This is a genomic window from Rhodococcus sp. MS16, assembly GCF_013277795.1.
In the GTDB taxonomy this organism is placed as follows: domain Bacteria; phylum Actinomycetota; class Actinomycetes; order Mycobacteriales; family Mycobacteriaceae; genus Rhodococcus_F; species Rhodococcus_F globerula.
The window spans coordinates 549,374-571,063 of record NZ_VBTM01000004.1 but is presented as its reverse complement, the minus strand read 5'-3'; the positions used below and the strand labels follow the sequence as shown (position 1 = coordinate 571,063).

Annotated in this window: 19 protein-coding genes; 7 read left to right on the top strand and 12 right to left on the bottom strand. The window is 59.5% G+C overall.

The genetic code is table 11. From position 1 onward, the window contains the following. The first annotated feature begins 236 nt into the window (after positions 1-236). The 3 genes from FEZ60_RS12200 to FEZ60_RS12190 are packed head-to-tail and all read left to right on the top strand — an operon-like array spanning position 237 to position 4,731. Positions 237-1,061, top strand: coding sequence for an FAD binding domain-containing protein (locus FEZ60_RS12200; protein WP_033230890.1), 825 nt, complete (start codon positions 237-239; stop codon positions 1,059-1,061). Further along, positions 1,058-3,763, top strand: coding sequence for a molybdopterin cofactor-binding domain-containing protein (locus FEZ60_RS12195; protein WP_045070132.1), 2,706 nt, complete (start codon positions 1,058-1,060; stop codon positions 3,761-3,763). The genes FEZ60_RS12200 and FEZ60_RS12195 overlap by 4 nt, the downstream gene beginning before the upstream one ends. Continuing rightward, positions 3,760-4,731, top strand: coding sequence for an antibiotic biosynthesis monooxygenase (locus FEZ60_RS12190; protein WP_045070134.1), 972 nt, complete (start codon positions 3,760-3,762; stop codon positions 4,729-4,731). Before FEZ60_RS12195 ends, FEZ60_RS12190 begins: the two co-directional genes overlap by 4 nt. A gap of 210 nt (positions 4,732-4,941) precedes the next feature. Here FEZ60_RS12190 and FEZ60_RS12185 read toward each other — a convergent pair whose 3' ends face one another. The 4 genes from FEZ60_RS12185 to FEZ60_RS12170 all read right to left on the bottom strand — a co-directional run bounded on the left by FEZ60_RS12185 (position 4,942) and on the right by FEZ60_RS12170 (position 11,083). Beyond that, positions 4,942-6,276 carry an HNH endonuclease signature motif containing protein gene (locus FEZ60_RS12185; protein ID WP_172936160.1) on the bottom strand — a complete coding sequence of 445 codons (1,335 nt, stop codon included), beginning with the start codon at positions 6,274-6,276 and terminating at the stop codon, positions 4,942-4,944. A gap of 132 nt (positions 6,277-6,408) precedes the next feature. Beyond that, positions 6,409-9,555 carry a multicopper oxidase domain-containing protein gene (locus FEZ60_RS12180; RefSeq protein ID WP_172936159.1) on the bottom strand — a complete coding sequence of 1,049 codons (3,147 nt, stop codon included), beginning with the start codon at positions 9,553-9,555 and terminating at the stop codon, positions 6,409-6,411. 98 nt (positions 9,556-9,653) lie between these two features. After that, positions 9,654-10,673: a cation diffusion facilitator family transporter gene (locus FEZ60_RS12175; RefSeq protein WP_172936158.1), complete on the bottom strand. Its 1,020-nt coding sequence runs from the start codon at positions 10,671-10,673 to the stop codon at positions 9,654-9,656. Continuing rightward, positions 10,670-11,083 carry a metalloregulator ArsR/SmtB family transcription factor gene (locus tag FEZ60_RS12170; protein WP_172936157.1) on the bottom strand — a complete coding sequence of 138 codons (414 nt, stop codon included), beginning with the start codon at positions 11,081-11,083 and terminating at the stop codon, positions 10,670-10,672. The genes FEZ60_RS12175 and FEZ60_RS12170 overlap by 4 nt, the downstream gene beginning before the upstream one ends. 103 nt (positions 11,084-11,186) lie before the next feature. On the opposite strand from FEZ60_RS12170, the gene FEZ60_RS12165 reads away from it, so the two are divergent. The 3 genes from FEZ60_RS12165 to FEZ60_RS12155 all read left to right on the top strand — a co-directional run bounded on the left by FEZ60_RS12165 (position 11,187) and on the right by FEZ60_RS12155 (position 12,965). Beyond that, positions 11,187-11,612: a nitroreductase/quinone reductase family protein gene (locus FEZ60_RS12165; protein WP_033230896.1), complete on the top strand. Its 426-nt coding sequence runs from the start codon at positions 11,187-11,189 to the stop codon at positions 11,610-11,612. A 25-nt stretch (positions 11,613-11,637) separates the two neighbouring features. Next, the gene (locus FEZ60_RS12160; protein WP_095886450.1) at positions 11,638-12,225 is read left to right on the top strand and encodes a DinB family protein; all 588 of its coding nucleotides are present in this window, start codon (positions 11,638-11,640) and stop codon (positions 12,223-12,225) included. A gap of 128 nt (positions 12,226-12,353) precedes the next feature. Then, positions 12,354-12,965, top strand: coding sequence for a glyoxalase (locus FEZ60_RS12155; RefSeq protein ID WP_172936156.1), 612 nt, complete (start codon positions 12,354-12,356; stop codon positions 12,963-12,965). Between the two features lie 8 nt (positions 12,966-12,973). Here FEZ60_RS12155 and FEZ60_RS12150 read toward each other — a convergent pair whose 3' ends face one another. The 4 genes from FEZ60_RS12150 to hisI all read right to left on the bottom strand — a co-directional run bounded on the left by FEZ60_RS12150 (position 12,974) and on the right by hisI (position 14,748). After that, positions 12,974-13,363 carry a DUF2784 domain-containing protein gene (locus FEZ60_RS12150; RefSeq protein WP_095886452.1) on the bottom strand — a complete coding sequence of 130 codons (390 nt, stop codon included), beginning with the start codon at positions 13,361-13,363 and terminating at the stop codon, positions 12,974-12,976. Between the two features lie 73 nt (positions 13,364-13,436). Then, positions 13,437-14,060: an SRPBCC family protein gene (locus FEZ60_RS12145; protein ID WP_172936155.1), complete on the bottom strand. Its 624-nt coding sequence runs from the start codon at positions 14,058-14,060 to the stop codon at positions 13,437-13,439. Between the two features lie 24 nt (positions 14,061-14,084). After that, complete coding sequence (locus tag FEZ60_RS12140) at positions 14,085-14,378, bottom strand: DUF1905 domain-containing protein (RefSeq protein WP_172936154.1); 294 nt, start codon at positions 14,376-14,378, stop codon at positions 14,085-14,087. Between the two features lie 25 nt (positions 14,379-14,403). Continuing rightward, positions 14,404-14,748 (bottom strand): phosphoribosyl-AMP cyclohydrolase, encoded by a 345-nt coding sequence (gene hisI, locus FEZ60_RS12135; RefSeq protein ID WP_033230902.1) that lies wholly within the window; start codon positions 14,746-14,748, stop codon positions 14,404-14,406. A 129-nt stretch (positions 14,749-14,877) separates the two neighbouring features. Here hisI and FEZ60_RS12130 point away from each other — a divergent pair, with 129 nt between their 5' ends. After that, positions 14,878-15,414: a universal stress protein gene (locus tag FEZ60_RS12130; RefSeq protein WP_172936153.1), complete on the top strand. Its 537-nt coding sequence runs from the start codon at positions 14,878-14,880 to the stop codon at positions 15,412-15,414. Positions 15,415-15,719: 305 nt separating this feature from the next. Here the strand turns inward: FEZ60_RS12130 and FEZ60_RS12125 are convergent, their stop codons facing one another. The 4 genes from FEZ60_RS12125 to FEZ60_RS12110 form a co-directional block, all read right to left on the bottom strand. Beyond that, positions 15,720-16,058 (bottom strand): hypothetical protein, encoded by a 339-nt coding sequence (locus tag FEZ60_RS12125; protein ID WP_172936152.1) that lies wholly within the window; start codon positions 16,056-16,058, stop codon positions 15,720-15,722. Positions 16,059-16,115: 57 nt separating this feature from the next. Next, positions 16,116-16,592: a DUF3558 domain-containing protein gene (locus FEZ60_RS12120; protein ID WP_258190611.1), complete on the bottom strand. Its 477-nt coding sequence runs from the start codon at positions 16,590-16,592 to the stop codon at positions 16,116-16,118. Between the two features lie 134 nt (positions 16,593-16,726). Further along, positions 16,727-20,059 (bottom strand): protein kinase, encoded by a 3,333-nt coding sequence (locus FEZ60_RS12115; protein ID WP_172936151.1) that lies wholly within the window; start codon positions 20,057-20,059, stop codon positions 16,727-16,729. 116 nt (positions 20,060-20,175) lie between these two features. Then, a complete protein-coding gene (locus tag FEZ60_RS12110; protein ID WP_116101411.1) occupies positions 20,176-21,657 on the bottom strand; it encodes an NAD(P)/FAD-dependent oxidoreductase in 1,482 nt (493 codons plus the stop codon). Positions 21,658-21,690 lie beyond the last annotated feature (33 nt).

The window sequence follows — 21,690 nt, the reverse complement described above, 5'->3', positions numbered from 1 at the left end:
CACCCTGTTGGGTCTCCGCAGCCGCCGAATGCGTAGCCACGTCCGTATCCGAGCTCGCAAAATGCAAGAGGCGGAACCCGCCCCGTACTCAGACGTACCCAAAATCTGAAATCGCATGCACCGACCAGTTGGACTTAATTCCGATTGGTCTGAAATACCCGAAACATGTGAATGCGCTTCGTGTACTCGGTAATGTCGCAGTCCGGTATGTCACTTCCCCGAGGGGAGCACGACGCATGGACCTCACCACCATCAACGACGTAGTTCGGCGACCACCGGATCGCCCCGGTGCGATCTGGCGGGTCGGCGACGCGTGGCTTGCCGGTGGTACATGGCTGTTTTCAGCAGAACAGCCCGATCTGGATCGCCTTGTCGATCTGACAACGCTGGGCTGGACGCCGCTGGAAACACACGCGACCGGTCTCACCATCGGCGCAACCTGCACGATCCACGACCTGTATACGTTTGTAGCGCCGGGTGATTGGCCGGCCGCTCAACTCTGTCGTATCAGTTGTGAGTACTTCCTGTCCTCGTTCAAAGTCTGGAACAGCGCAACCGTGGGCGGGAACATCTGCATGTCGCTGCCCGCCGGCCCGATGATCACGCTGTGCGTCGCACTCGAGGCGACATACACGCTGTGGTCCACCGACGGCACCGAACGAATCGTCGACGCCGCCGATTTTGTGATCGGAGACCACCAGAACATCCTCGAACCGGGCGAGGTGCTTCGTAGCATCGACATTCCGATTCACGCGCTCACCAAACGTCACGCCCACCGCCGATTCAGTCTCACGCACCTCGGCCGTTCCACCATCTTCATGATCGCTACTCGGACACCGGGGACTACTGATCTCCTGCTCACCATCACCGCCGGAACAACCCGACCGATCCAACTGTCGTTTGCCACCATCCCGGACCGCGATTCTCTGCAGCACGTCATCAATGCCATTCCTGAAGCTGCCTGGTTCGACGACCCGAACGGCACCCCTGACCACCGCCTTCACCTCGCCCGGCATTACGCCGAGGAGCTGCGCCTGGAACTGAGCGAGGACCGGTTATGAGCTACGTGGTGAACGGCAGGATCTTCAGCGAGCAGCCATTCGCCGGGCAGTGTCTCCGTACCTTCCTCCGGACACTCGGCCATCACGGCGTCAAGAAAGGATGTGACGGGGGCGATTGTGGAGCCTGCACCGTCTGGCTTGACGGCGCTCCGATCCACAGCTGCATCACCCCCGCCTTTCGAGCCGAAGGTCGGGAAGTCACGACTATCGAAGGCCTAGGCACTCCGGAGAATCTGCACCCGATGCAGGCGCAGTTCCGCGACGCGCCTGGATTTCAATGCGGCTTCTGCACCGCCGGCATGATCATGACGGCGGCAGCATTGACCGACGATCAGAAGGACGACCTGCCGCGCGCCCTGAAAGGAAACCTGTGCCGCTGCACCGGTTATCGAGCGATCGAGGACGCGGTCAACGGAGTCAGCGCGATCGAGGTCGCACTACCCGGGCAAGCAGTAGGGACAAGCGTCGGCGCACCCGCCGCTACCGATATCGTGACCGGCCGCGCCGAGTTCACGATGGATACAACGATCGATACATCGACGGGCGGGATGCTGCATCTGAAGGTGCTGCATTCACCGCACGCCCACGCGCGCATCGCCTCGATCGACACTGCTGCTGCGCTCGCCGTTCCTGGAGTGCACCGCGTCTATACCTGGAAAGACGTGCCGCGCAAGCGTTTCACGACGGCTATCCATACCGACCACCTTGTGGATCCCGACGACACCTACATTCTCGACAACGTGGTGCGCTTCGTCGGGCAGCGGGTGGTAGCCGTACTTGCCGAATCCATTGCCGCAGCCGAAGAAGGTCGTCGCAGAGTTGTGGTCGAGTACGAGGTTCTCCCGGCTGTTTTCGATCCAGAGGAGGCGATGGCCGATGGCGCCCCGCCATTGCACGGATCGGACGACCCGTTTGTCCGCGACCCCGAGCACAACATCCTGCTCGAGATCCATGGGCATGTCGGCGACGTGGAAGCCGGGTTTGCAGCGGCGGACGTGATCCACGAAGGCACGTACTTCTCGCCCCGGGTCCAACATGCGCACCTCGAGACGCACGGTTCCATCGCCTGGATGGAAGACGAACGCCTACACGTGCGCACCAGCTCGCAGTCGCCGTCGATTGCCAAGGTCAAACTCTCCCACCTGTTCGATCTGCGCCCGGATCAGCTTCGCGTGTTCTGCAAACGGGTGGGCGGCGGATTCGGCGGAAAACAAGAGGTGATCACGGAAGACCTCGTTGCACTGGCAACACTGGACACGGGCCGACCCGTCAGCCTCGAGTTCACGCGCGAAGAGGAGTTCACCACCGCATCTCCGCGACATCCGATGAAATTGACCATCAAATTGGGCGCCACGGCGGACGGGACGCTGACCGCATTTCAGTACCGAAACATCTCCAACACCGGCGCCTACGGAAACCACGGCGGTGAAACGTTGTTCGCCGGCGGAGCTGCCGTCTCGCTGTACCGATGCGCAAACAAGAAGTTCGACGCGTATTCCGTCTACACGAACAACGTTCCGAGTGGAGCCCTGCGCGGTTACGGGATGACTCAGCCCGCATTTGCCGTGGAGTCCGCGATGACCGAACTCGCACTCGCGTTGAACATGGACCCGCTGGAACTGCGCCGACGCAACATCGTGCGGCCAGGCGATTCACTTGTGGCGCTCGAGGACGGACCCGATGACGTCATCTTCACCGAAGACGGACTCGGCCAGTGCATCGACCTGGTGGACTCCGCTTTGGATCGCACGCCGGTCCCATCTCTCGGCGAGGACTGGCTCATCGGTACCGGCACGGCCAGCTCGTTACACGAGACCGCCCCACCCACTGAGCACATCTCGGAGGCGTGGCTCACGCTCGGCGACGACTGTATGTACGAACTTGCCATCGGCACAGTCGAATTCGGCGAAGGAACGTCCACCGCTCACGTCCAGATCGCCGCGAATCAGTTGGGAACCACACCGTCCCGCGTGCGAATCATCCAGTCGGACACCGACCGTACCGGTTTCGACACAGGCGCTTTTGCCAGTGCGGGCCTGTTTGTAGCCGGAAACGCTGTCTTGCGAGCATCGAATGCGTTGCGAGATCGCCTACTTGCCTTTGCCGCACACCACACTGGCGTTGCAGTCGATCAGTGCTCGATGGACGACGACAAGATCGTCTGCGCAAGTACACGATTGACTCTGCAGGAAGTTCTCGACGCCGCGAGGCAACGCGGGATCCGATTTACCGTGGCCCGCAAGGCCTACGGATCGCCGCGGAGCGTGGTGTCCAATACTCACGGCTTCCGCATCGCGGTGCACCGGATAACCGGCGAAATCCGGATACTCTCCAGCGTTCATGCGACCGACGCTGGTGTGATCATCAATCCCGCACAAGTTCGAGGGCAAATCGAAGGTGGCGTCGCGCAGGGAATCGGCTTTGCTCTCACCGAGAACTTTCATGTGGACGCAGCCGGCGCGATGATGAACCCGAACTTGCGAAACTATCGCATTCCCACGTATGCAGATGTTCCTCGCACCGAGGTGATATTGGTCGATTCGGCTGATTCCGTCGGCCCACTCCGCTCGAAAGGCATGGCGGAGTGCTGCATCAACCCGGTCGCCCCGGCCCTGGCGAATGCTGTGCATAACGCGACCGGCACCCGATTCCGGTCGCTTCCCCTCACTCCTGAACGGATCTACACGGGGTTGAACCGATGACCGCGGAAACATCCGCCGACAACATCGCCACAGTCATCATCGGTCAGCGGGTACACGCCGGAATGGCAGAGCAGTTCGAAGTCTGGCAAAAGGACCTCAACCGGGCTGCCGCGGGCTACGCCGGATTTCTGGGCACCGAAGTGTCCGCGCCGACGGCCATCCACCCGGAGTGGGTAATCGTGTATCGCTTCGACTCCATCGCTCATGTTCAGGCCTGGATCAACAGCGCGACACGTCAGGATTTCCTCGAGCGCGGCCGCCAATTCTTCGACGGACCCGGTACCCAACAGGTAGTGAGTGGCGGGATCAAACCACCCGATCCACTTCTCACCGTTGTCGTGTCACACCGAGTCAGTGATGACAACATCGAGGAATTCCTTGCCTGGCAAGACCGCCTGCGCGAGGTGGAAAGCACGTTCGAGGGATTCCGCGGCACCGAACTTTTCCGACCCGTCGACGGAGTCCAAGACGAATGGACCACTCTCTACCGCTTCGACAGCGCCGCCCATCTCGATACCTGGCTGACCTCCCCCGAACGTCAGGAACTCCTTGCCGAGGGGCGTAGGTTCCACGATTTCGAATTGCGCACCGTCGACAATTCATTCGGCAGTTGGTTTGCGTTCGACGAGAACGGCAACGAAGCCCCACCACCATCGGACACCAAGACTGCGATCGCGGTGTGGGTTGGCCTGTACCCGACTGTCGTCTTGCTGACCTTGGCATTGTCACCACTGAAAATGCCGCTCTGGCTTGGGTTGTTGGTGGGAAACCTTCTCTCGAGCTTCATCATGAGTTTCTTCACGATGCCTTATTACGTGAACCGTCTGCTGAGTCGCTGGTTGCGTCCGCCGGCCGATGTTCCCGCGGCGAAAATAAATGCTCAGGGTTTGGCGATCGTCGCAGCGGTGACAGTGTTCTGGGTTGTGGTGTTCTATCTCGTCACTACACAGATCTGGTCGCTGCCCTGATTGCACTGCACCACGCAGCAGCACTGAACGCAAAGCGGTCCCTCCCCATCATCAGCGGAATCCTACTTACCCGCTTTGGCCCTCACCACGAATATGCCGTGCGAACCCGTGCGTGTTTGCTTCAGGAGCTGCGCATGCGTGTGGGCTTCGCATCGTCTTTCCTGGTGATGCGAAGCTCTCACACGGTATTCAGTTCCGGCAGAGCCGGTTTCAGTCTCGATGCACTGGGCCTTGGCGGGTGGTGGACCGGCGGCGTCGTTGTTTCGGGTCGATCGCAGCTGGTGGGATGAACCAAGGTTTGTGATCGGTACCCATCTTGATTTCCCAGATCCCGCGGAACCCGCTGGTGCTGTGGATCAATCGGTGGTGGCTACGGCAGAGGAGGGTGAGGTTGTCCATCACCGTCAAGCCTCCGGTTGACCAGGGTTTTATATGGTGCGCGTCGCACCAAGCAGGTACGGCATCACAGTTCGGGAAGGCGCAGCCTTTGTCCCGGGCAATCAACGCAGTCCGCTGCTCGGGTGTGACGAGGCGTTTGTGCGGGGTCACATCCAACGGTGCCCCGTTGCCGTCCATCAACACGGTGGAGAGCATGCAGTCACAGGCGAGCATCCGGGTCAGGCTCACACTCAGTGGTCCCATCCACGGCATGTACCCGACATCAAGATCCTCGACATCAGGCTCGTCGTCATCGGATTCGCTGCGTATGGTGGCGCAGTCCCGATGCTCAGCAAGATCTTTCGCGGTGATGTGCACATTCACATGCGGACGCTGACCACCATCAACACCGGTCATGGCATTGTCGAGATACCGGCGAATCAGTTCCGTGAAGGCGTTGGCGGTGCGTTTGGCTGCCGACCGCTGATCCGGGGTTCCGTCGGCAGCCGGTTTCGGCATCGACAAACCCGAGAGAGCCGACAACAACATTTCACCAGTGAGTGCATCGAAATCGCCCTTGATCGCGACCCGACCGTTGAGCGTCGGCGCAATCCGCAAGACATTGAGGTCATCATCCTCACCGGGCGGTGCCTGGTCGGATTCGAAAATCCGCTCCAGAACCGCAATCGCGTAGCGGAGTTTGATAGTGGTCGCCTCCACACCGGATGCCGCAGCGAGCAGGGTTTTCATGCAGGAAGGCAACGCTCTGTCGGGCATGCCTTTTGGTGGTGATTCGCAGAACGAGGCGATCATTGCCGCATGATCGAGCGAGAGATCCCCGGCCTCGAATTGGGCAGCAATGTCGGGGAACTCCCGCAGCGCGGCACCGAGGGCAGCGATCTTGTTACCGGCCGCGTTCTGCAGCATCGTGTTCGCCGCCAGCCACCGCCCCACACCGCGGTAGCACAGCACCTGCTCATCCGGATTGAGCGCCAACGCGTCGACCACGGCAACCCGAATCGCTTCCAACCGAAGAATTTCCGCAGATACACAGACTGCAACGTCTCGAACCTCGGACGGACGCAACCGCCACAACATGGCGCGCACACCCGTCGCGGAACCCGCTACAACATCCCCCACTGCAGTTGAATCGCTCACCGTAGTCATAAAGGCCTCCCCACCCTTGCCACAAGTATACTCGAACATTCATTCGATTCAAGGGGCATTTCGGACAGGTTTCCGGAGATCTACGCTCGAGAACTTCTGACATACAACAGCATTCGATGTTCGACCGAAGCACTAGCGACCTCCTAGCGGCAACACTCTGATCCCATTCACATACGGCGGCATGGTTCCGATCAGGCTCGGCGTTAGCGTCGTCGCAGACGGATCTGCACGTCCCAAAGAAAACTTCCGAACTTCGGCACTCGCTCCGCTGCTACCGCTGATCAGCAAATCCGCCCCCGTTGTGGTGCTGGTAGTCGCAACGCTCACGCCGGAGGGCCCCTCGAACGGATCGAAGGACGCGATCTCCCGAAAGGCAACGTCGGTTGAGTGGTGGTCGGGGCTTTCCAGATACATCCCAGGTGATCCGTCGAGGCGTGATCCGCTCGAGAAGATTCGCACCGTTCCGTCTCCGCCGTTCATCCCGGCGACTATGGATTTCGCGCCGCCTTCCGCACCGGCCACCCAACCGGTCGACAGTGATACCCCACCTCGATAGCTCTGATCGAATGCCAAGAACTGCGAGGTCGCCACCGGCCCACCTGTGTGTCCTGCATGTTCGTCGGTCTTTCCGGCCGCTGCTGTCGGCTCGTACAGGTCATACCGGAACGTTTTCACCAACGGCTCGTCGCCGGGTCCGGGAGCAGTCACGATGCTCGCCCGGCCGGAATGCGCGTCGACCATTCCCGTGGCAATGGTGACTCCGCTGCTCGAACCCGGATATGGGATGAACGATCCGAATTCGACCGGCGCCGACTTCTTGTCCGTCGGCAGTACGGTGGAGTAGATCTTGACCTGCGATTCCATACCCGGGCCGGAGGCCACGATAATGTTGTCCGCCAATGCATTTCCGTCGATATCGACGCCGGCAACGTTGACACCACCACGGAAACCTGCATCAAAAGGAGCAAACCGTGCCAGTTCGTCGGTGAACGGCGGCCCGTCGACCGCGTTGTACGCCACCACTTCTGGTGCACCGCCAGCGCCGGTTCCAGCGATGAGGTCGAGCACCATGTCACCGTTGACGTCTGCCATCGCCACGCTCGGGGTTCCCTCGAACGACGGGAATGGCGTCACGGTTGTCAGCAACGTATCGCCGTTCGCGTCGAAGATCTGCACGGTCGCAGGCACGCCGGGCGAGCCGGGCACCGCAACCGCATACGTCGACACTTCGGGAATCACGTTCACCGTCGCCATCAAACCGTTGTCCTCGTGATTGAGGCGATGGCAATGGATCACAAAGGTCCCCGTGTATTCGGTGAACTTGGTACGCAGCGTCACCGACGCCGGTACGAGCGCGTTCTCATTCTCGTCCGTCACAGGCGCAGGCACGTTGACGTTGTCGATCCCCCACTGCTGCACCCCGGTTGTGGTCCCGGCAACAGGATCCACAACCTCCATCACTTGAAAGTCATTGACGTGGATATGCATTGGATGCTCGTCATTATTGAGGTTGGTAATTGTCCATTCCTCGACGGAGTTCAGCCGCGGCTGAATCAGGGGGATGTTCGGGAAGGTGTTGTCGGCGAACTCATATGTGAAGGCTTTCGGGTCACTGTTACTGGCCTTGTTGTTTCCGAATCCACCAGAGACAGTCAGGTTGCGGGTCACATCGGGACTCACTGCTGCGGTATCCACGAACGACGTGTAGGCATCAAGTTTCTGACCGAACTCGAAAGGTGTTGTCTTGCCTTCACCTTCGTCTGGCGTTGCCCGAATCAGCTGCTGGGTCGGGAAGGTGAAGAATCCGTCGGCGTAACTGATCACCGACGGGTCGACGGTGACGGTTCCGAGCTCGGCAGGAGGATTATCGGTGCCGTTGTTGGTGTAGAGAATGCCAGGATTGCTCACCGGTTGTGCACCGTCGAGCGGCGGCATTTCCAGCACCAGATCACCGGACTCCGGCATCGTCACCGCGATCGCGTATCGCGACGCCGGCGGAATCACGAGCCTCGTTCCGTCACCGTCCACCGGCGGCCTCACCTCGGAGAACGGGTTTCCGTCCTGACCCACTATCGCGAACCGCGGATGGTGGCCTGTCGCGGTTTCCGTCAACGTAACCGGCATGTATGCGAAGTCACTGATATTGGCGAGCACCCAGATTTCGGTCTGACCCGGCTTCAGTTTCAACGAAGGTTGGAACTGCCCGTTCACGGTGTACTGCACATCGCGTTGATTGTCCGGCAGCGACAGATCGGCCGGAACGTTCGTCGATTCGCCAACGAAACTCTGCAGATTTGCGGGGACAAACTGATTCTGCCCACGATGGTTGGCCGGTGACAAGGGCCCGCTGTACCAGTTGGTGAAATACTGTGAGCCCTCCGTGGTTTCCGAGAAATTCACCGGCGCGAGACTCGGGCGGTAGGAGCCGTCGGCAAGTTCCTGACCCGTCGGCGGATCCAAAGTGCTGACAAATTGTGGCCACATCGCGTCATTGAGTTTTCGGCCCAGGCCTTTGCGGTCAAAAATGAAGTTGTACTGCAGTGCCATATCGCGAACTGGTATGTCATTGGCCGTCACTATCGGCAAATTCCCATCGGGGCGGCCGATTTCCAGCAGTCCCGCGAGTCCCATATATGTCTGTTGAGCAGTGAGCGTGTGACGGTGGCTGTGGTACCAGTACAAACCGTTGGGCATCGTTCCGGGAATCGCGTAGTCGTAAACATTCCCCTGCCCGGCGGGAATGTTTAGCAACACGTTGTCGGCATTACCGTCCGGACTGACGTGCACGCCATGAGTGTGCAGATTGAGCGGCGCAGACGTCAGCACCGGAGGATAGATCGGTACTTCACCACCCGCCGGAGTGAATGCGGGATCGTAGAAGTCCTCGATCGTGAGATCTTGCAAGTCGTTGTCGTAGTGGACAATCAAACGCTCGCCAGGATTAACCCGCAATGTCGGAGCCGGATACACATCGGTTCCGGAACTCGACCCATCAGACGCTGCGCCACGAATGACGTCGTATCCGAAGAGCAAGAAGTCCGACACTGTTCCCGACGCAGTATCAAGCGGCACCGATCCCTGGTGCGCAGACAATCGCACCTCGAGAACACCGTCCACGCTACTGAGTTTGATCGGTTCCCGGAAGTCGGCCGGCGCCCCGTCCGATCCGTAATTGGCGCCGGCACCAGATACCGGATCACCCGTTGCGCAGGCAGCCAAGGCCACCGTCAATGACACCACTATCAGGGCGACGAGCGACCTTCTGTACCGAGCGATCACTGGTTTCCCCGTTCCGTGGCGGCGTGAGATACGTCCGATCGACGCTTCGTAGCGTACCGAGGAAACCCCTAGTGAACAGGATATTCAGAACAAAGTGGTCATGTTGTTGTGTGCCTGTCGAGCGTAGTGTGAGCGGGGTACGCATGAACCAACGCTGAGGGCAGCTTCGGAACCGCGTGCGTCAATGTGTGTTCGGCGCTGTGCGCAATCGCGTGGGCCTCCGCAAGACTCGCAGATGGATCGATATCGAGTTCGGCATCTGCGTGCAACCGATGACCGATCCACCGCATCTTCAAGCCGCGAACCCCGAGAACGCCGGGTTCCGCACGCAAAGCGGTTTCAGCGTCGTCCACCAACTCCGGTTCGACGCCGTCCATGAGACGTCGCAACACGTCACGAGCGGCGCTGCGGAGCACGGCAACTATGGCAGCGGTGATGACAAGTCCGATGATCGGGTCTGCAAGCGGGAATCCCAACGCAACTCCCCCGGCACCGAGCAGAACTGTCAATGACGTGAATCCGTCTGTCCGAGCGTGTAATCCGTCGGCGACCAGTGCGGCGGAACCGATCTGCCGACCGACCCTGATCCGGTACAACGCCACAAGTTCGTTGCCGACGAAGCCCACCAGACCTGCGGCAGCAACCCATCCCAGATGATCGATCTCGATCGGGTTGATGAGCCGCCTAACTGCCTCGACACCGGCAACCACCGCAGACAGCGCGATCATGGCCAGGACGAACAGTCCGGCCAAGTCCTCGGCACGGCCAAATCCGTAGGTATATCGACGCGTTGCCGCTCGTCGTCCAAGAGCAAAGGCAATCCACAGCGGGATCGCGGTAAGCGCATCCGAAAAGTTGTGAATGGTGTCCGCCAGCAGCGCCACCGACCCGGAGATCGCAACGATCGCCACTTGCACCGAAGCAGTGATTCCCAACGCCACCAAGCTGATCTTGACTGCCCGGATACCGATCCTGCTCGATTCGAGAGCGTCGTCGACACTGTCGGCCGCGTCATGACTGTGTGGCGCAAACACATCACGCACGGCAGACCGGAAACCACCGCGAGGATGGCCATGGCCGTGGCCGTGGCCGTGACCAACAGTGCGTTCGTGCGTCATGACGCCCCCTCCTCCTCATTTCCGCGAGGCACGCGCTCAGGATGTATCTCACGGAGTTCTCCGGCGGTGCGGTGATGCCCCGGCAAGCCTGGACCGGCGTGCTCGGCATTGAAGACTGCGTCGGTAACCAGTTGGCGCACATGGTCGTTCTCGAGGCGGTAGAACACAGTGGTGCCTTCACGACGGGTTCGCACCAATCGAGCCATCCGTAGTTTTGACAGGTGCTGCGACACTGACGGCGCGGGCTTTCCGACGCGCTCCGCCAGTTCGTTCACCGAGCACTCTCGATCGACCAACGCCCAGAGAATCTGCACACGCGTCGCGTCAGCGAGCATCCGAAACACCTCGACGACGAGGTCCACCTGATCGTCGGGAAGCTTCCGCCTACAAACCTGACTATCTGCGTTCATGCGTAGATAATAGATCAAGTATGTCTCAACACAACCCCTCGCATCCCAAGGTGTGCCAAGATTTTGTTATCGAAACCCCCACAGTCCCAACCAGGAGACGACGATGAGTACTGACGACTGGAACGCAGACATCATTGCCCAATTCCGAGAAAATCAAGGTCATGTGGGAGGCCCCTTCGAAGGCGCACCGATGGTGTTGGTCCACCATCGAGGCCGAAAGTCCGGACGTGAATTCGTCAGCCCGATGATGTACCTGGCCGATGAGGAAGACCCCGACACCATCTACGTCTTTGCGTCCAAAGCCGGCGCCCCCACCAATCCGGATTGGTACTACAACCTCACTGCAACGGACCACGCCGAAATCGAAGTCGGCACCGAAAAGTACTCGGTTGCTGTCAGCGACGTGACCGGCGACAAACGCGACAAGATCTTCAACGAGCAGGCCAAGCGGTATCCCGGTTTTGCAGAGTACGCAGAGAAGACGGCTGGAATCCGCACTATTCCCGTGATTGCTCTCCGACGCACGTAGCTAGCGACGCAGGCAGAGTGAGTACATGAACGCAACTGAATTCGACTGGAATCGTACGCTCCGCGAGCAGTGGGAATTCCATTGGAACCATCAGATCAAAACTCGACTCGTCGGTCTCACCGACGACGAGTATTTCTGGTCCCCGGTGCCCAATGCCTGGAGCATCCGTCCTCGCGGCCAGTCGACGGCACCGATGCATGTCGGCGCTGGAGAGTTCGCGATCGACTTCGCCTTTCCCGAGCCGGTCCCACCGCCTTTCACGACAATCGCGTGGCGACTCGGCCACGTCATTGTCGGTGTGCTTGCCGCGCGGAATGCTTCACACTTCGGCGCTGCCGCCGCGTCGTACGAGACCTGGGAGTATGCCGGCACCGGGGCCGAGGCGCTCGAGCAACTCCAGACGCAGCTCGATATCTGGCTCGCCGGAGTGCGGAGTCTCGGCGAGAGCGGACTGCGGGAACCAGTCGGAGCGAAGGAGCCGTACCCCGAATTGGCGATGGCCGATCTGGTGCTGCACATCCACCGCGAGCTGATCCATCATCTGTCCGAGGTCGCCCTGCTGCGCGACCTCTACACCCACACCAGATCTGTTGATATCCAGGCAAACCCGTAGCAGCCCGGAGCGCGCACAAAACCGATCAGGAATCGAGAAGCGTTGGTTGCCGCACCGAAACTACCGTTACAGACATGAATTCACCACGTGATACCCAGTCCGCTCGCATATCAACGAGGAGCGCCAAGATGACCACCGCAGAGTCCGTGATCCTCGAAGTCCCCGATACCGCAGCCGCCCAATCCTTTTACGATGCTTTCGGCGTCGGAGACCGCGTGAGTGTACGAGCGTCGGAGACACCGACAACAGGGTTCCGCGGCCACACGCTTTCGCTTGTCGTGTCGCAGCCGAACATCGTCGACGCCTTCGTCGATGCGGCCCTCGAAGCCGGCGCCACAGTGTTGAAGCCCGTCAAGAAATCGTTCTGGGGATACGGCGGTGTTGTACAGGCACCCGACGGCGCAACCTGGAAAGTGGCAACGTCGTCGAAGAAGAACACCGGCCCAGCGACCCGGGAGATCGAAGATCTCGTGCTGTTGCTCGGCGTCGAGGACGTCAAGGCCAGTAAGCAGTTCTACGTCGATCACGGTCTCGAGGTGTCGAAAAGCTACGGACGCAAGTACGTCCAGTTCACAGCTCCCCCGAAAAAGCTCACGGTTGCCCTGTACGGCCGGAAGGCCCTGGCCAAAGATGCCGGCGTCGCACCCGAAGGCACCGGATCGCGTCGAATCATCATCACTGGTGACGGGGCGCCGTTCACCGATCCGGACGGCTTCACGTGGGAGACCGGACTCGCCTGAAAACACCATCAACGGCGTGGCTGCGCCCCCACCGACGCAGACTTCACATGCCGTCCGAGCAAGACGTATCCCACCCAGGAACCCACGACCACTGTCGCGGCAACGCCCTGGACAATCGCTTCGATACTGACCGGATAGAAAACGCCGGCAATGTAGTGAGAGATGAACCCTGCGGGCGGTAATTCGGAACTTCCCGCCATCCGACGGGCCCAGTTCTCGAGATGCGTGAGCGGGCAGTCATATCCGATCAGGACCGAACCTGCACCCCACGCGACTGCGACGAGGTGAAAAACAATTGTATGACGCCACTTCCACGCCACGAAACCACCGAAGACCACGTAGAGAATGAAGCTGAAGTGAACGAATACCGTCGCACTTTCGATGAGCCGGTACACCATCGTTGTCTCCGCTCGTGGCGCGGAAGTCCCGCAACAACCAGACTATTCCGATGTTAGTCCGCGGAGATGATCTCTACCCGGTGTATGCAGCGGTTGTTCGTGCGGCGGCGGCTCGCGCCTGCGCAGGATCGTCGCCGGCAGCAATCACGGCGTCAGCCCACAACTCACTACTGGCTGCCATGAATGCCTTGGCTTCGTCACTTGCCGACCACTCCGGCGTCTCCAGCGGTGTGTTGGTTCCCTGTTCGACGTGTTGCGCCAATCCCAGCAATCCCATGTCCCAACCGACCCCAACGGCACCTGGCCCGTATTCACTCCAACGATCCGGGTCGACATCGGCAGTGTGATCGAAATCGAATAGTGTTTCCCTGCTGGAGGTTTCGATCAATTTGATCGTCACGTAGCTGACGTCACCGCCGTATTCCCAGGTGATCTTCAGTGTGTGCGGCGTGGTGCACGCCAGAATCTCACCACCGGCATTGCCGTCGAGTTGATAGCGACCACCGAGTCGGGCGTCGCCTGAAACAGGCATGAACCACTGTGGAATGCGATCCAAGTCGGCTATTGCCGACCACACCGTCGTGATCGGAGCCGCGAGTTCACGCGACATGTGGAGCGATCGTGTCCCCTCGTCGCCACTGACCCCGCTCAGGTGCCGGGTTACCAATGACAAAGAGTCAACTGCTTCAGCGACCATGACGCTCCTTCATCAAGGCAAAAGTCAGCTCAAACGCTGCTGCAGGTGAACCGACACTTCTTCGCCTGCCGCGCTCTTACCGATCGCTTTGCACAGCGCTACCCGCAGCGGCAACCAATGCGGTCCGTCGCCTGAGGGCATCAAGGTCGCTTCGAAGGGGTGCTCACCGTCCAGCGTGCCGACAACCTTGACTGCTCGCCGGGTACCGAGCAGTTCCGCCGACCCCGGCACGGTCAGATACGTCGCAAACGCGCCGTCCTTCTCGATCGGAGAGGTAAACGAATAGTCGAGCGGTTGCGGAGTCTTCGTCGCGGCCATAATGCTCCCCTTCGGTAAAGTTTTCCTACTCTGCAGCGAGCAGTACGTCGGTATCGAAGCATGTGTGTGTGCCGGTGTGGCACGCAGCGCCTTCCTGATCGACGATCAGAAGGACTGAATCGCCGTCACAGTCGAGGCGAACTTCGTGGACATACTGGGTGTGGCCCGACGTCTCCCCCTTGACCCAGTACTGCTGACGCGAACGCGAATAGTACGTTCCCTTACGGGTTTCCAAGGTGCGAGCGAGTGCTTCGTCGTCCATCCACGCGACCATCAACACATCGCCTGTGGACTTTTCCTGCGCGACTGCGCTGAACAGTCCGGCGTCATTTCGCTTCAGTTTTGCTGCAATCGCGGGGTCAAGACTCATAGGACGTTTATACCGTCCCACGGCCTCGCCTGCGGAATCCGCCTCGGGAAACGCAGTGGCGACAGCCGTAAAGTAGTTGTCAAAGTTCCGAATTCGTAGACTCGTTCGCCTGGCTAAGGAGAACTCGCGATGAAGAAGCATCATGACGGACCACACCCCGAGCACACCTTCCACCTCGAGAGTCCGGCAACAGGCATCGCCAATCCACGCCATGTCGTGGTGGGCATCGGCAGCGAACCGTCGGGCGGTGACGTACTGGACTTTGCCCTCTCGCTGGCCACCGCGGAAGATGCATCACTTCATGTCGTTCACTGCATCGATGCCGAGGACCAACCCGTGGAAACCGATTCACCTCAGTTCGAGAGACGTCTCAATTCCGCGATGATCACTCAACGTGAACGCGCACTCTCTGCTTTGACATCTCACCCCGGCAAGTGGACATACGACTGCAAGCACGATGACCCGGCAGATCTCATCGTGTCGACGGCGGAGAAGTACGACGCGTTCACCATCGTGATCGGGGCGCCGCGACGAGGTCCGATTTCCGCGATGAGTCAGTTGCTGCACAGTTCTGTCGCCTCGCGCCTGGACCGCCAGAACAGATACCCGATTGTCATGGTTCCCGCCGGGGTGAAGTCGAGGACATGGACGCATAAGGCGACGTAACTATCGCCGGCAATATTGCACTGTCAGGTTCGCTTCCCTTCAGGCCGACTGCTGCCGCCCGACGATTGCGCGGGTCGTAACTTCTCCTATCGAACAGGGCGCGACCACATTCAATCTCCAACGAACCAGAGATATCCATGCCGACGGATTGCAGATTCCGCCGCAGTTTTCAGATCGGGATCGATTGTTCTTCTTGCTCGTTCTTCGGAATCACCATTGACAATTCGTTCAACAGGAACTGCAATTGATAGCTGTTGAACATAGTATGGCAATATGTGTCAATCCCGTCCGATAATGAACATAATTCAGTTGGTCTGACCCACACCCCTGAGAGAGTCAACATTGGTTTGCTCTTGTGTTACTGCATTGTCGATGCACTTCTGAAAGTACGCGCGCATGCCATCGACTGCGGCGATGTGACTTTCCAACGCATTCACCAATGAGTCTGGACTACCAAATGCCTTTTCTTGAAATTTTCCTTGGAGAGCAAGACCGGAGTTCAGAGTACCGAAACCTCCAAACTGCTTGATGTGTTGGGCATCGTTTACTAACGATCGATACTCGGCGATCAGTACCTCACATGCAATCGCCAGCGGTTTTGCAACATTCGGGTCAACGCCGAATACCTGATCCGAATTTGACACTGATCTCACACTCACTCTCAATAACTCGATTTTCGGTCAAGACGAAATCCCACCCCTTCAGGACAGCAGCGGAACGATAGTTTGCGCCGCCCGCTCTACTAGTGCGCATGGCGTTTCAGGCCGGTCGATACTAAACTTTGCACCCACACGAACCATCGCGGTTGACTGAGCTGTCGCGAAGGCTACGTTGCATGCCAAATCCCCGTCATCGCCCTGTTCCTGGTACACAAGAATGCTTCGTCCCGCGATTTCGTCTCGACGCAAATCTCGAATCGTGGAATTTTTTTCCACAGCATCGAGTGAACGATCCGCTGACGTAAGTCCGAGATAGAACCACGAGCCCTCCCAGCTACACACGTTGAATCCATCGATGTGGGTGTTTAGGAGGTCCACACGCTGCGTGCCGGGATCAACACCCAGGTTCAACAGGTCATCGTGACTCAGAACCGCGCACGGATCGAACATTCCGATCGAATCGACCGGGTAAGCCTCACCCTCGACCGTCGAGGAACATCCCCCAAGTAGAGCGACCACAGAAACCGACAGACAAGCGCCCCACGGCCTCACAGCACTCCCCCTTGTCCATTGGCTTCACCCAGTTGGACGCACGGGAGTACCGCACGGTTCCGCCCGACTACATCCATTGCGACAAGTCATGATCCCCAGCGCTACGAGGGCTGCTCCAACTCCCACGCCGCGAGTTGTGTGCGCGAGGTGAAACCGAGCTTTGTCAGAATGTGCTCGATATGCCGTTGCGTGGTCCGAACCGAGATTGCCAGGTTATCCGCGATGGCTTTGTTATCCAGGCCGACAGCGACGAGGTCGGCAACCTGTTGTTCGCGCGCACTCAATCCGGCCTCCTGGCCGGTAGCCGACGGATTCTCTTGCAGCGCAAAGGCTACGGACTCGTGAAAGTCCAGGGCGTGCCCTTGATTCCGGGCACTGCGAAAAGCCTGGCTGCCAAGCGCACGAAGCGTTTCCTGCTCGCATCGCTGCCGATAGTTTCCCAAGCTCGGAAACAGAACCGGAGAACTGTTCACCATGTCGACGATCGCCTCGGCGGCGCCCATCAAGACCACGGCGCGACGTTCGTCGTGTTCGGCGCCGGCAATCCATGCAAGCGCGTCCAAACACACCGTCGCCGTGAGCGGTTCCTCGACGCGTTCGGCGATACGCAATGCCTGTTTGACAAGGTCCGCTGCGTAAGCGAGATCTCCTTGACGCCAGACCGCGACGCCCATCGACCACAGCGAGTAGGACCGGTACACCGATTCGCCGGTGCGCTGCGTGATCGCAAGAACCTGCTCATGACAGGAGATCGACTGGTCCGTCTCACCATTGGCTTCGTACGCCATCCCGAGCGTGTTCAGAATCCACACCCGCAAGGCGAGATCATCGCCGGTGCCGACCAGGTCCAACGCCTTCCGGAGGTAGTCACACGCGCGCGCAGTGTCGCCGAGAAACAGTTCGAGGCAGCCTTGCGCTTGGATCACCCTAGCCTGCGAGGTCCACTCGTCGAGATGCTCGGACAAGTCCAGGTGATCGAACACATCCAGCTTGTGGGACAGCTCGACCGCTTCGGCAACACGCGCCGCCGCGACATCGAGCGCACCCTGGATTTCGGCGAGAACGCCACTGGCACATAGCGCTTTGATTCTGTCGACGGTCGGATGCTCGACATCGATGTCCAGGAGGTGGTCGAGCCAATAGCGCCCCTCGCTGAAAAGTCCACGCGAGAGCCAGAATGGGAAGAGTGCGCCGGCGATCTGCAGCCCGAGGCGGTCGTCACTGTGCGTCGACTCCGCGTAGTCCATCGCGTCGCGGAGATTTGATTGTTCTCTCCCCAATCGATCAATCCAGTCCTTCTGCCGGGCACTGATCCATTCGGTTTCCGCTTCCAGCACCATCTTTCGATACCAGTCGCGATGTTGCCGCCGCAACAAACCGTAGTCGCCGGATTCCTCTGCCTTCTCGCGGCCGTAGTCGTGGAGCGTATCGAGCATCCGGAAACGCACGACCGTTTCCGATTCTTCGCGGATCAGGATCGACTTGTCGACCAGCGAGGCCATTCCGTCGAGCAACTCGTCCGCACTGTGATCGCCGCAGCAAATGCTTTCCACTGCATCGAGTTCGAAGCCACCGGCAAAAACGGACAGCCGCGCCCACAACTGCTGTTCCCACCTGGTGCAGAGGTCGTAACTCCAGTCCATGCACAACCTCGAGGTCTGTTGACGGGACGGCGCATTACGACTACCGAGTGTGAGAAGCTTGAACCGGTCGGTCAACCGATCCAGGATCTGTTCGACGGACATCGAACGCAATCGGGCTGCAGCCAATTCGATGGGTAGGGGCAATCCGTCGAGCCGCTGACAAATCCGCGCAACCGTGACCTTGTTTCCCTCAGTCAGCTCGAATCCAGGCAATGCCGCGGCTGCCCGATCAGTGAACAGCGTGATCGCGTCGAATCTGGACAAACCGTGAATCGACGTTTCGCGGTCGGGGGCGGGCACGGACAACGGAGGCACCCGAAGGACAGTCTCGCCACCGATACCGAGCGGTTCACGACTGGTTGCGAGAATGCGAAGGTCCGGACACACGCGCAGAAGAAACGTGACCAGATCGGCTACTGCATCAACCAGGTGTTCGCAGTTGTCCAGCAAAAGCAGAACGTTCCGATTGGCAAGAAAATCAGCCAATACGTCGTCGAGGGGGCCGGTTCGGTCTCTGATCCCGAGCGAAGACGCAACAAGATCGGCAAGCAAAGACGCGTCCTGGAGTTCGCCCAGTTCGGCTACGGACACTCCGTCGTCAAATTTCTGTCGCAGATCCGCTGCGACTCTGACCGCCAGCCGAGTCTTTCCTACGCCACCGATACCCGTCAATGTGACCAGCCGAGATTCGAGAATCTTCGCTTTGGTTTCGGTCAACTCTCGCCGCCGACCGATGAAGCTGGTCAGTTCCAACGGCAAATTGCCGGAAGGGGGCGGGGACGTGGTAGTCGCAGACGAGCCTGCGTATCTGACGAGGACATTGCCATCTGACGCTCCGGAGTTCTGCTGACTTTCCTCACCCGCTTCAGTTGCCAGCAGCGCCATATCGGTAACGGGAAAACCTTTAACCGACTGGATCTTCCGAAGGTCTTCGCCGAATTCGCGGGCAGACGCCGTCCGCCGAAGTGGGTCGCCATTCATCGCGTGCTCGATCGCCGCGGACATCCCTTCCGGGATTCCCAGTTCACGGAGGTCGGGAATCGGCTCGGTCGTGATGCGCAAGAACTGCGCGATCAATTCCTCGCCGCTGCGACGTTGGAATGCCGCGTGCCCGGACACAGCGCAGAACAATGTTGCACCGAGGCCGTAGATATCTCCCGCAACGCTGGGCGGCTCTCCGCTGAGAATTTCGGGTGCCGTGAACGCCGGCGATCCCGTCACGGTACCGGTGGACGTCTCGAATCCGCCCACGATGTGCGCGATACCGAAATCCGTGATCGCCGGCTCGCCATAGTCGGTGAACAGGATGTTCGCAGGTTTGACGTCCCGGTGGAGGATCCCGAGTCGATGAGCACTTTCGAGGGCGCCGGCAATTTTCACTCCGAGCCTAAGAGTCTCGTTCAGCGACAGCGGACCCGTCGAACGAATTCTTGTTTCCAGAGATCCTCTCGGGTGATACGGCATCACGATGTACGGGTGACCGCTTGCCGTGGTGCCGACGTGCAAAACGTTGACGATATTCGGGTGGCCGGTCAGCCTCCCCATCACATGTTGTTCACGGACGAAGCGAGCATCGTTTTCCTGCTCAACGCTCGCGGTCAGGACCTTGACAGCAACGATGCGATCCAAGCGCGGCTGCGAACAGCAATAGACGACGCCGAAGCCTCCACGCCCGATCTCGCGAGCGTCCTCCAGCCCCGACATCTCCAGTTCGGAGACGACGTTCGACGTATCGTGCGCCGTGCTGAACGGATCAGCACGCTGCGTACCAAACGGATCGATTTCCGACATCAACCTTGCACCAACCAACCCTCCCCGAAGATTCGCTGGCACTGATCTCGAGAAGCCCAAAATCAGGATATCCCTTTTTGCCGCAGCGCACCGTCGCCCTCGGCCAGGAAACAAGCTCAGGAGATCGAATAGGCCTCGAGAGGGAAGCGCTTCGCCTCGACAAATGCGTTGCGCGTCGATGTTGGCCGCAGGATAGCCGCCTCACCGTGCTGATTGAAGTAATAGCTTCGCGCGGTCTGGCAACTGCCGCCGTAGAAAACGGAGTCCGCCAGGTTTTCGGTCATTCGGTCGAGAAACTCGGTATTGGCGGCCTCGGTGACCTCGAAGGTGTCGGCTCCTCGCCGCTTCAGTTCACCGAACAGTCGCTCGATGTGCTGCATCTGCGATTCGATGGTCGTGAAGTAGGACAGCCCGCTGTACGAATAGGGACTCGCGAGGGTGAGAAAGTTAGGGAAATGCGGGACGGACACTCCCTCATACGCCTGGAAACGGTTGTCACGCCACCACTTTCCGAGATTTCTGCCCTCTCGGCCGATGACCTCGATGGCCGGGAAGTTGACGTCCCACAGATTGAACCCAGTGGCCAGCACCAGAGTGTCGATCTCGGTCTTACGACCGTCAACCGTGACGATACCGTCGGCGGCAATGTGGTCGATCGACGCGGTCTCGAGGTGAACGTTTCGTTTGGTGAATGTACGGAAGTAGCTGTTGGAGAAGGTAGGTCGCTTGCATCCGAAATCGTAGTCGGGAGTGAGCTGCTTACGCAGCGCCGCGTCGCGGACCTGCGAGCGCAGGAAGGCACGCGATGCTGCTGCGGCGCCCTTGTTGAGCAACTTCACCTGCTTGTAGTGCAAGACAGCGCTCACCATGATCATTTCCAGAATTCCGGAACTGACAGCTCGCGCGATCCGCTGGGTCAACGGAATTCGAGAGAAGAGCTTCTGGACGGCCGACGGAATGGGGACGTCGAGCTTGGGAACAACCCAGATTGGCGTGCGTTGGTACACGGTCAGATCCGCGGCTTGGCGCGCAACTTCGGGAATGAGTTGCACTGCAGTAGCGCCGGTTCCGATGATTGCCGTCTTTGTACCGGCAAGATCGTACGAATCGTCCCACGCCGTGGTGTGAATAATCTTGCCCGCAAATTCGTCGATGCCGGAGATATCCGGCCGATGCGGCTGAGAGAGAAAGCCCGTCGCCGTCAGTAGATAGGTCGCGGTGATCTCAGGCTGCCCGTCCACGGACACCACCCAGTGCGCCTCGTCCTCGTCCCACCGCGCGCCGTTCACGACGGCGCCGAACGTCATATGGCGTCGTAGGTCGTACTTGTCCGCGACATGGTCGGCATACTTCTTCAACTCCGCACCTGGCGCAAAGAGCCTCGACCAGTGCGGATTGGGCTCGAACGAATACGAGTAGGTGACCGACGCGATGTCGACCGCCAATCCCGGATAGCGATTGACGTGCCACGTTCCACCCAGATCATCCTCGCGTTCGAGGATCGCCAGGTTGTTCAGGCCCAACCGCTTGAGTTGAATGGCTGCGCCCATTCCGCCAAAGCCCGCCCCGACCACTACTGCGTCGTACTGCACTGCCATCAGTTGAAATCCCCTCGTGAACCGCACATCAGA

Excerpts from the sequence above, each read along its gene's own strand:
- FEZ60_RS12200 (WP_033230890.1), top strand. The coding sequence starts at position 237 with ATGGACCTCACCACCATCAACGACGTAGTTCGGCGACCACCGGATCGC.
- FEZ60_RS12195 (WP_045070132.1), top strand. The coding sequence starts at position 1,058 with ATGAGCTACGTGGTGAACGGCAGGATCTTCAGCGAGCAGCCATTCGCC.
- FEZ60_RS12190 (WP_045070134.1), top strand. The coding sequence starts at position 3,760 with ATGACCGCGGAAACATCCGCCGACAACATCGCCACAGTCATCATCGGT.
- FEZ60_RS12185 (WP_172936160.1), bottom strand. The coding sequence starts at position 6,276 with ATGACTACGGTGAGCGATTCAACTGCAGTGGGGGATGTTGTAGCGGGT.
- FEZ60_RS12175 (WP_172936158.1), bottom strand. The coding sequence starts at position 10,673 with ATGACGCACGAACGCACTGTTGGTCACGGCCACGGCCACGGCCATGGC.
- FEZ60_RS12170 (WP_172936157.1), bottom strand. The coding sequence starts at position 11,083 with ATGAACGCAGATAGTCAGGTTTGTAGGCGGAAGCTTCCCGACGATCAG.
- FEZ60_RS12165 (WP_033230896.1), top strand. The coding sequence starts at position 11,187 with ATGAGTACTGACGACTGGAACGCAGACATCATTGCCCAATTCCGAGAA.
- FEZ60_RS12160 (WP_095886450.1), top strand. The coding sequence starts at position 11,638 with ATGAACGCAACTGAATTCGACTGGAATCGTACGCTCCGCGAGCAGTGG.
- FEZ60_RS12155 (WP_172936156.1), top strand. The coding sequence starts at position 12,354 with ATGACCACCGCAGAGTCCGTGATCCTCGAAGTCCCCGATACCGCAGCC.
- FEZ60_RS12150 (WP_095886452.1), bottom strand. The coding sequence starts at position 13,363 with ATGGTGTACCGGCTCATCGAAAGTGCGACGGTATTCGTTCACTTCAGC.
- FEZ60_RS12145 (WP_172936155.1), bottom strand. The coding sequence starts at position 14,060 with ATGGTCGCTGAAGCAGTTGACTCTTTGTCATTGGTAACCCGGCACCTG.
- FEZ60_RS12140 (WP_172936154.1), bottom strand. The coding sequence starts at position 14,378 with ATGGCCGCGACGAAGACTCCGCAACCGCTCGACTATTCGTTTACCTCT.
- hisI (WP_033230902.1), bottom strand. The coding sequence starts at position 14,748 with ATGAGTCTTGACCCCGCGATTGCAGCAAAACTGAAGCGAAATGACGCC.
- FEZ60_RS12130 (WP_172936153.1), top strand. The coding sequence starts at position 14,878 with ATGAAGAAGCATCATGACGGACCACACCCCGAGCACACCTTCCACCTC.
- FEZ60_RS12115 (WP_172936151.1), bottom strand. The coding sequence starts at position 20,059 with ATGTCGGAAATCGATCCGTTTGGTACGCAGCGTGCTGATCCGTTCAGC.
- FEZ60_RS12110 (WP_116101411.1), bottom strand. The coding sequence starts at position 21,657 with ATGGCAGTGCAGTACGACGCAGTAGTGGTCGGGGCGGGCTTTGGCGGA.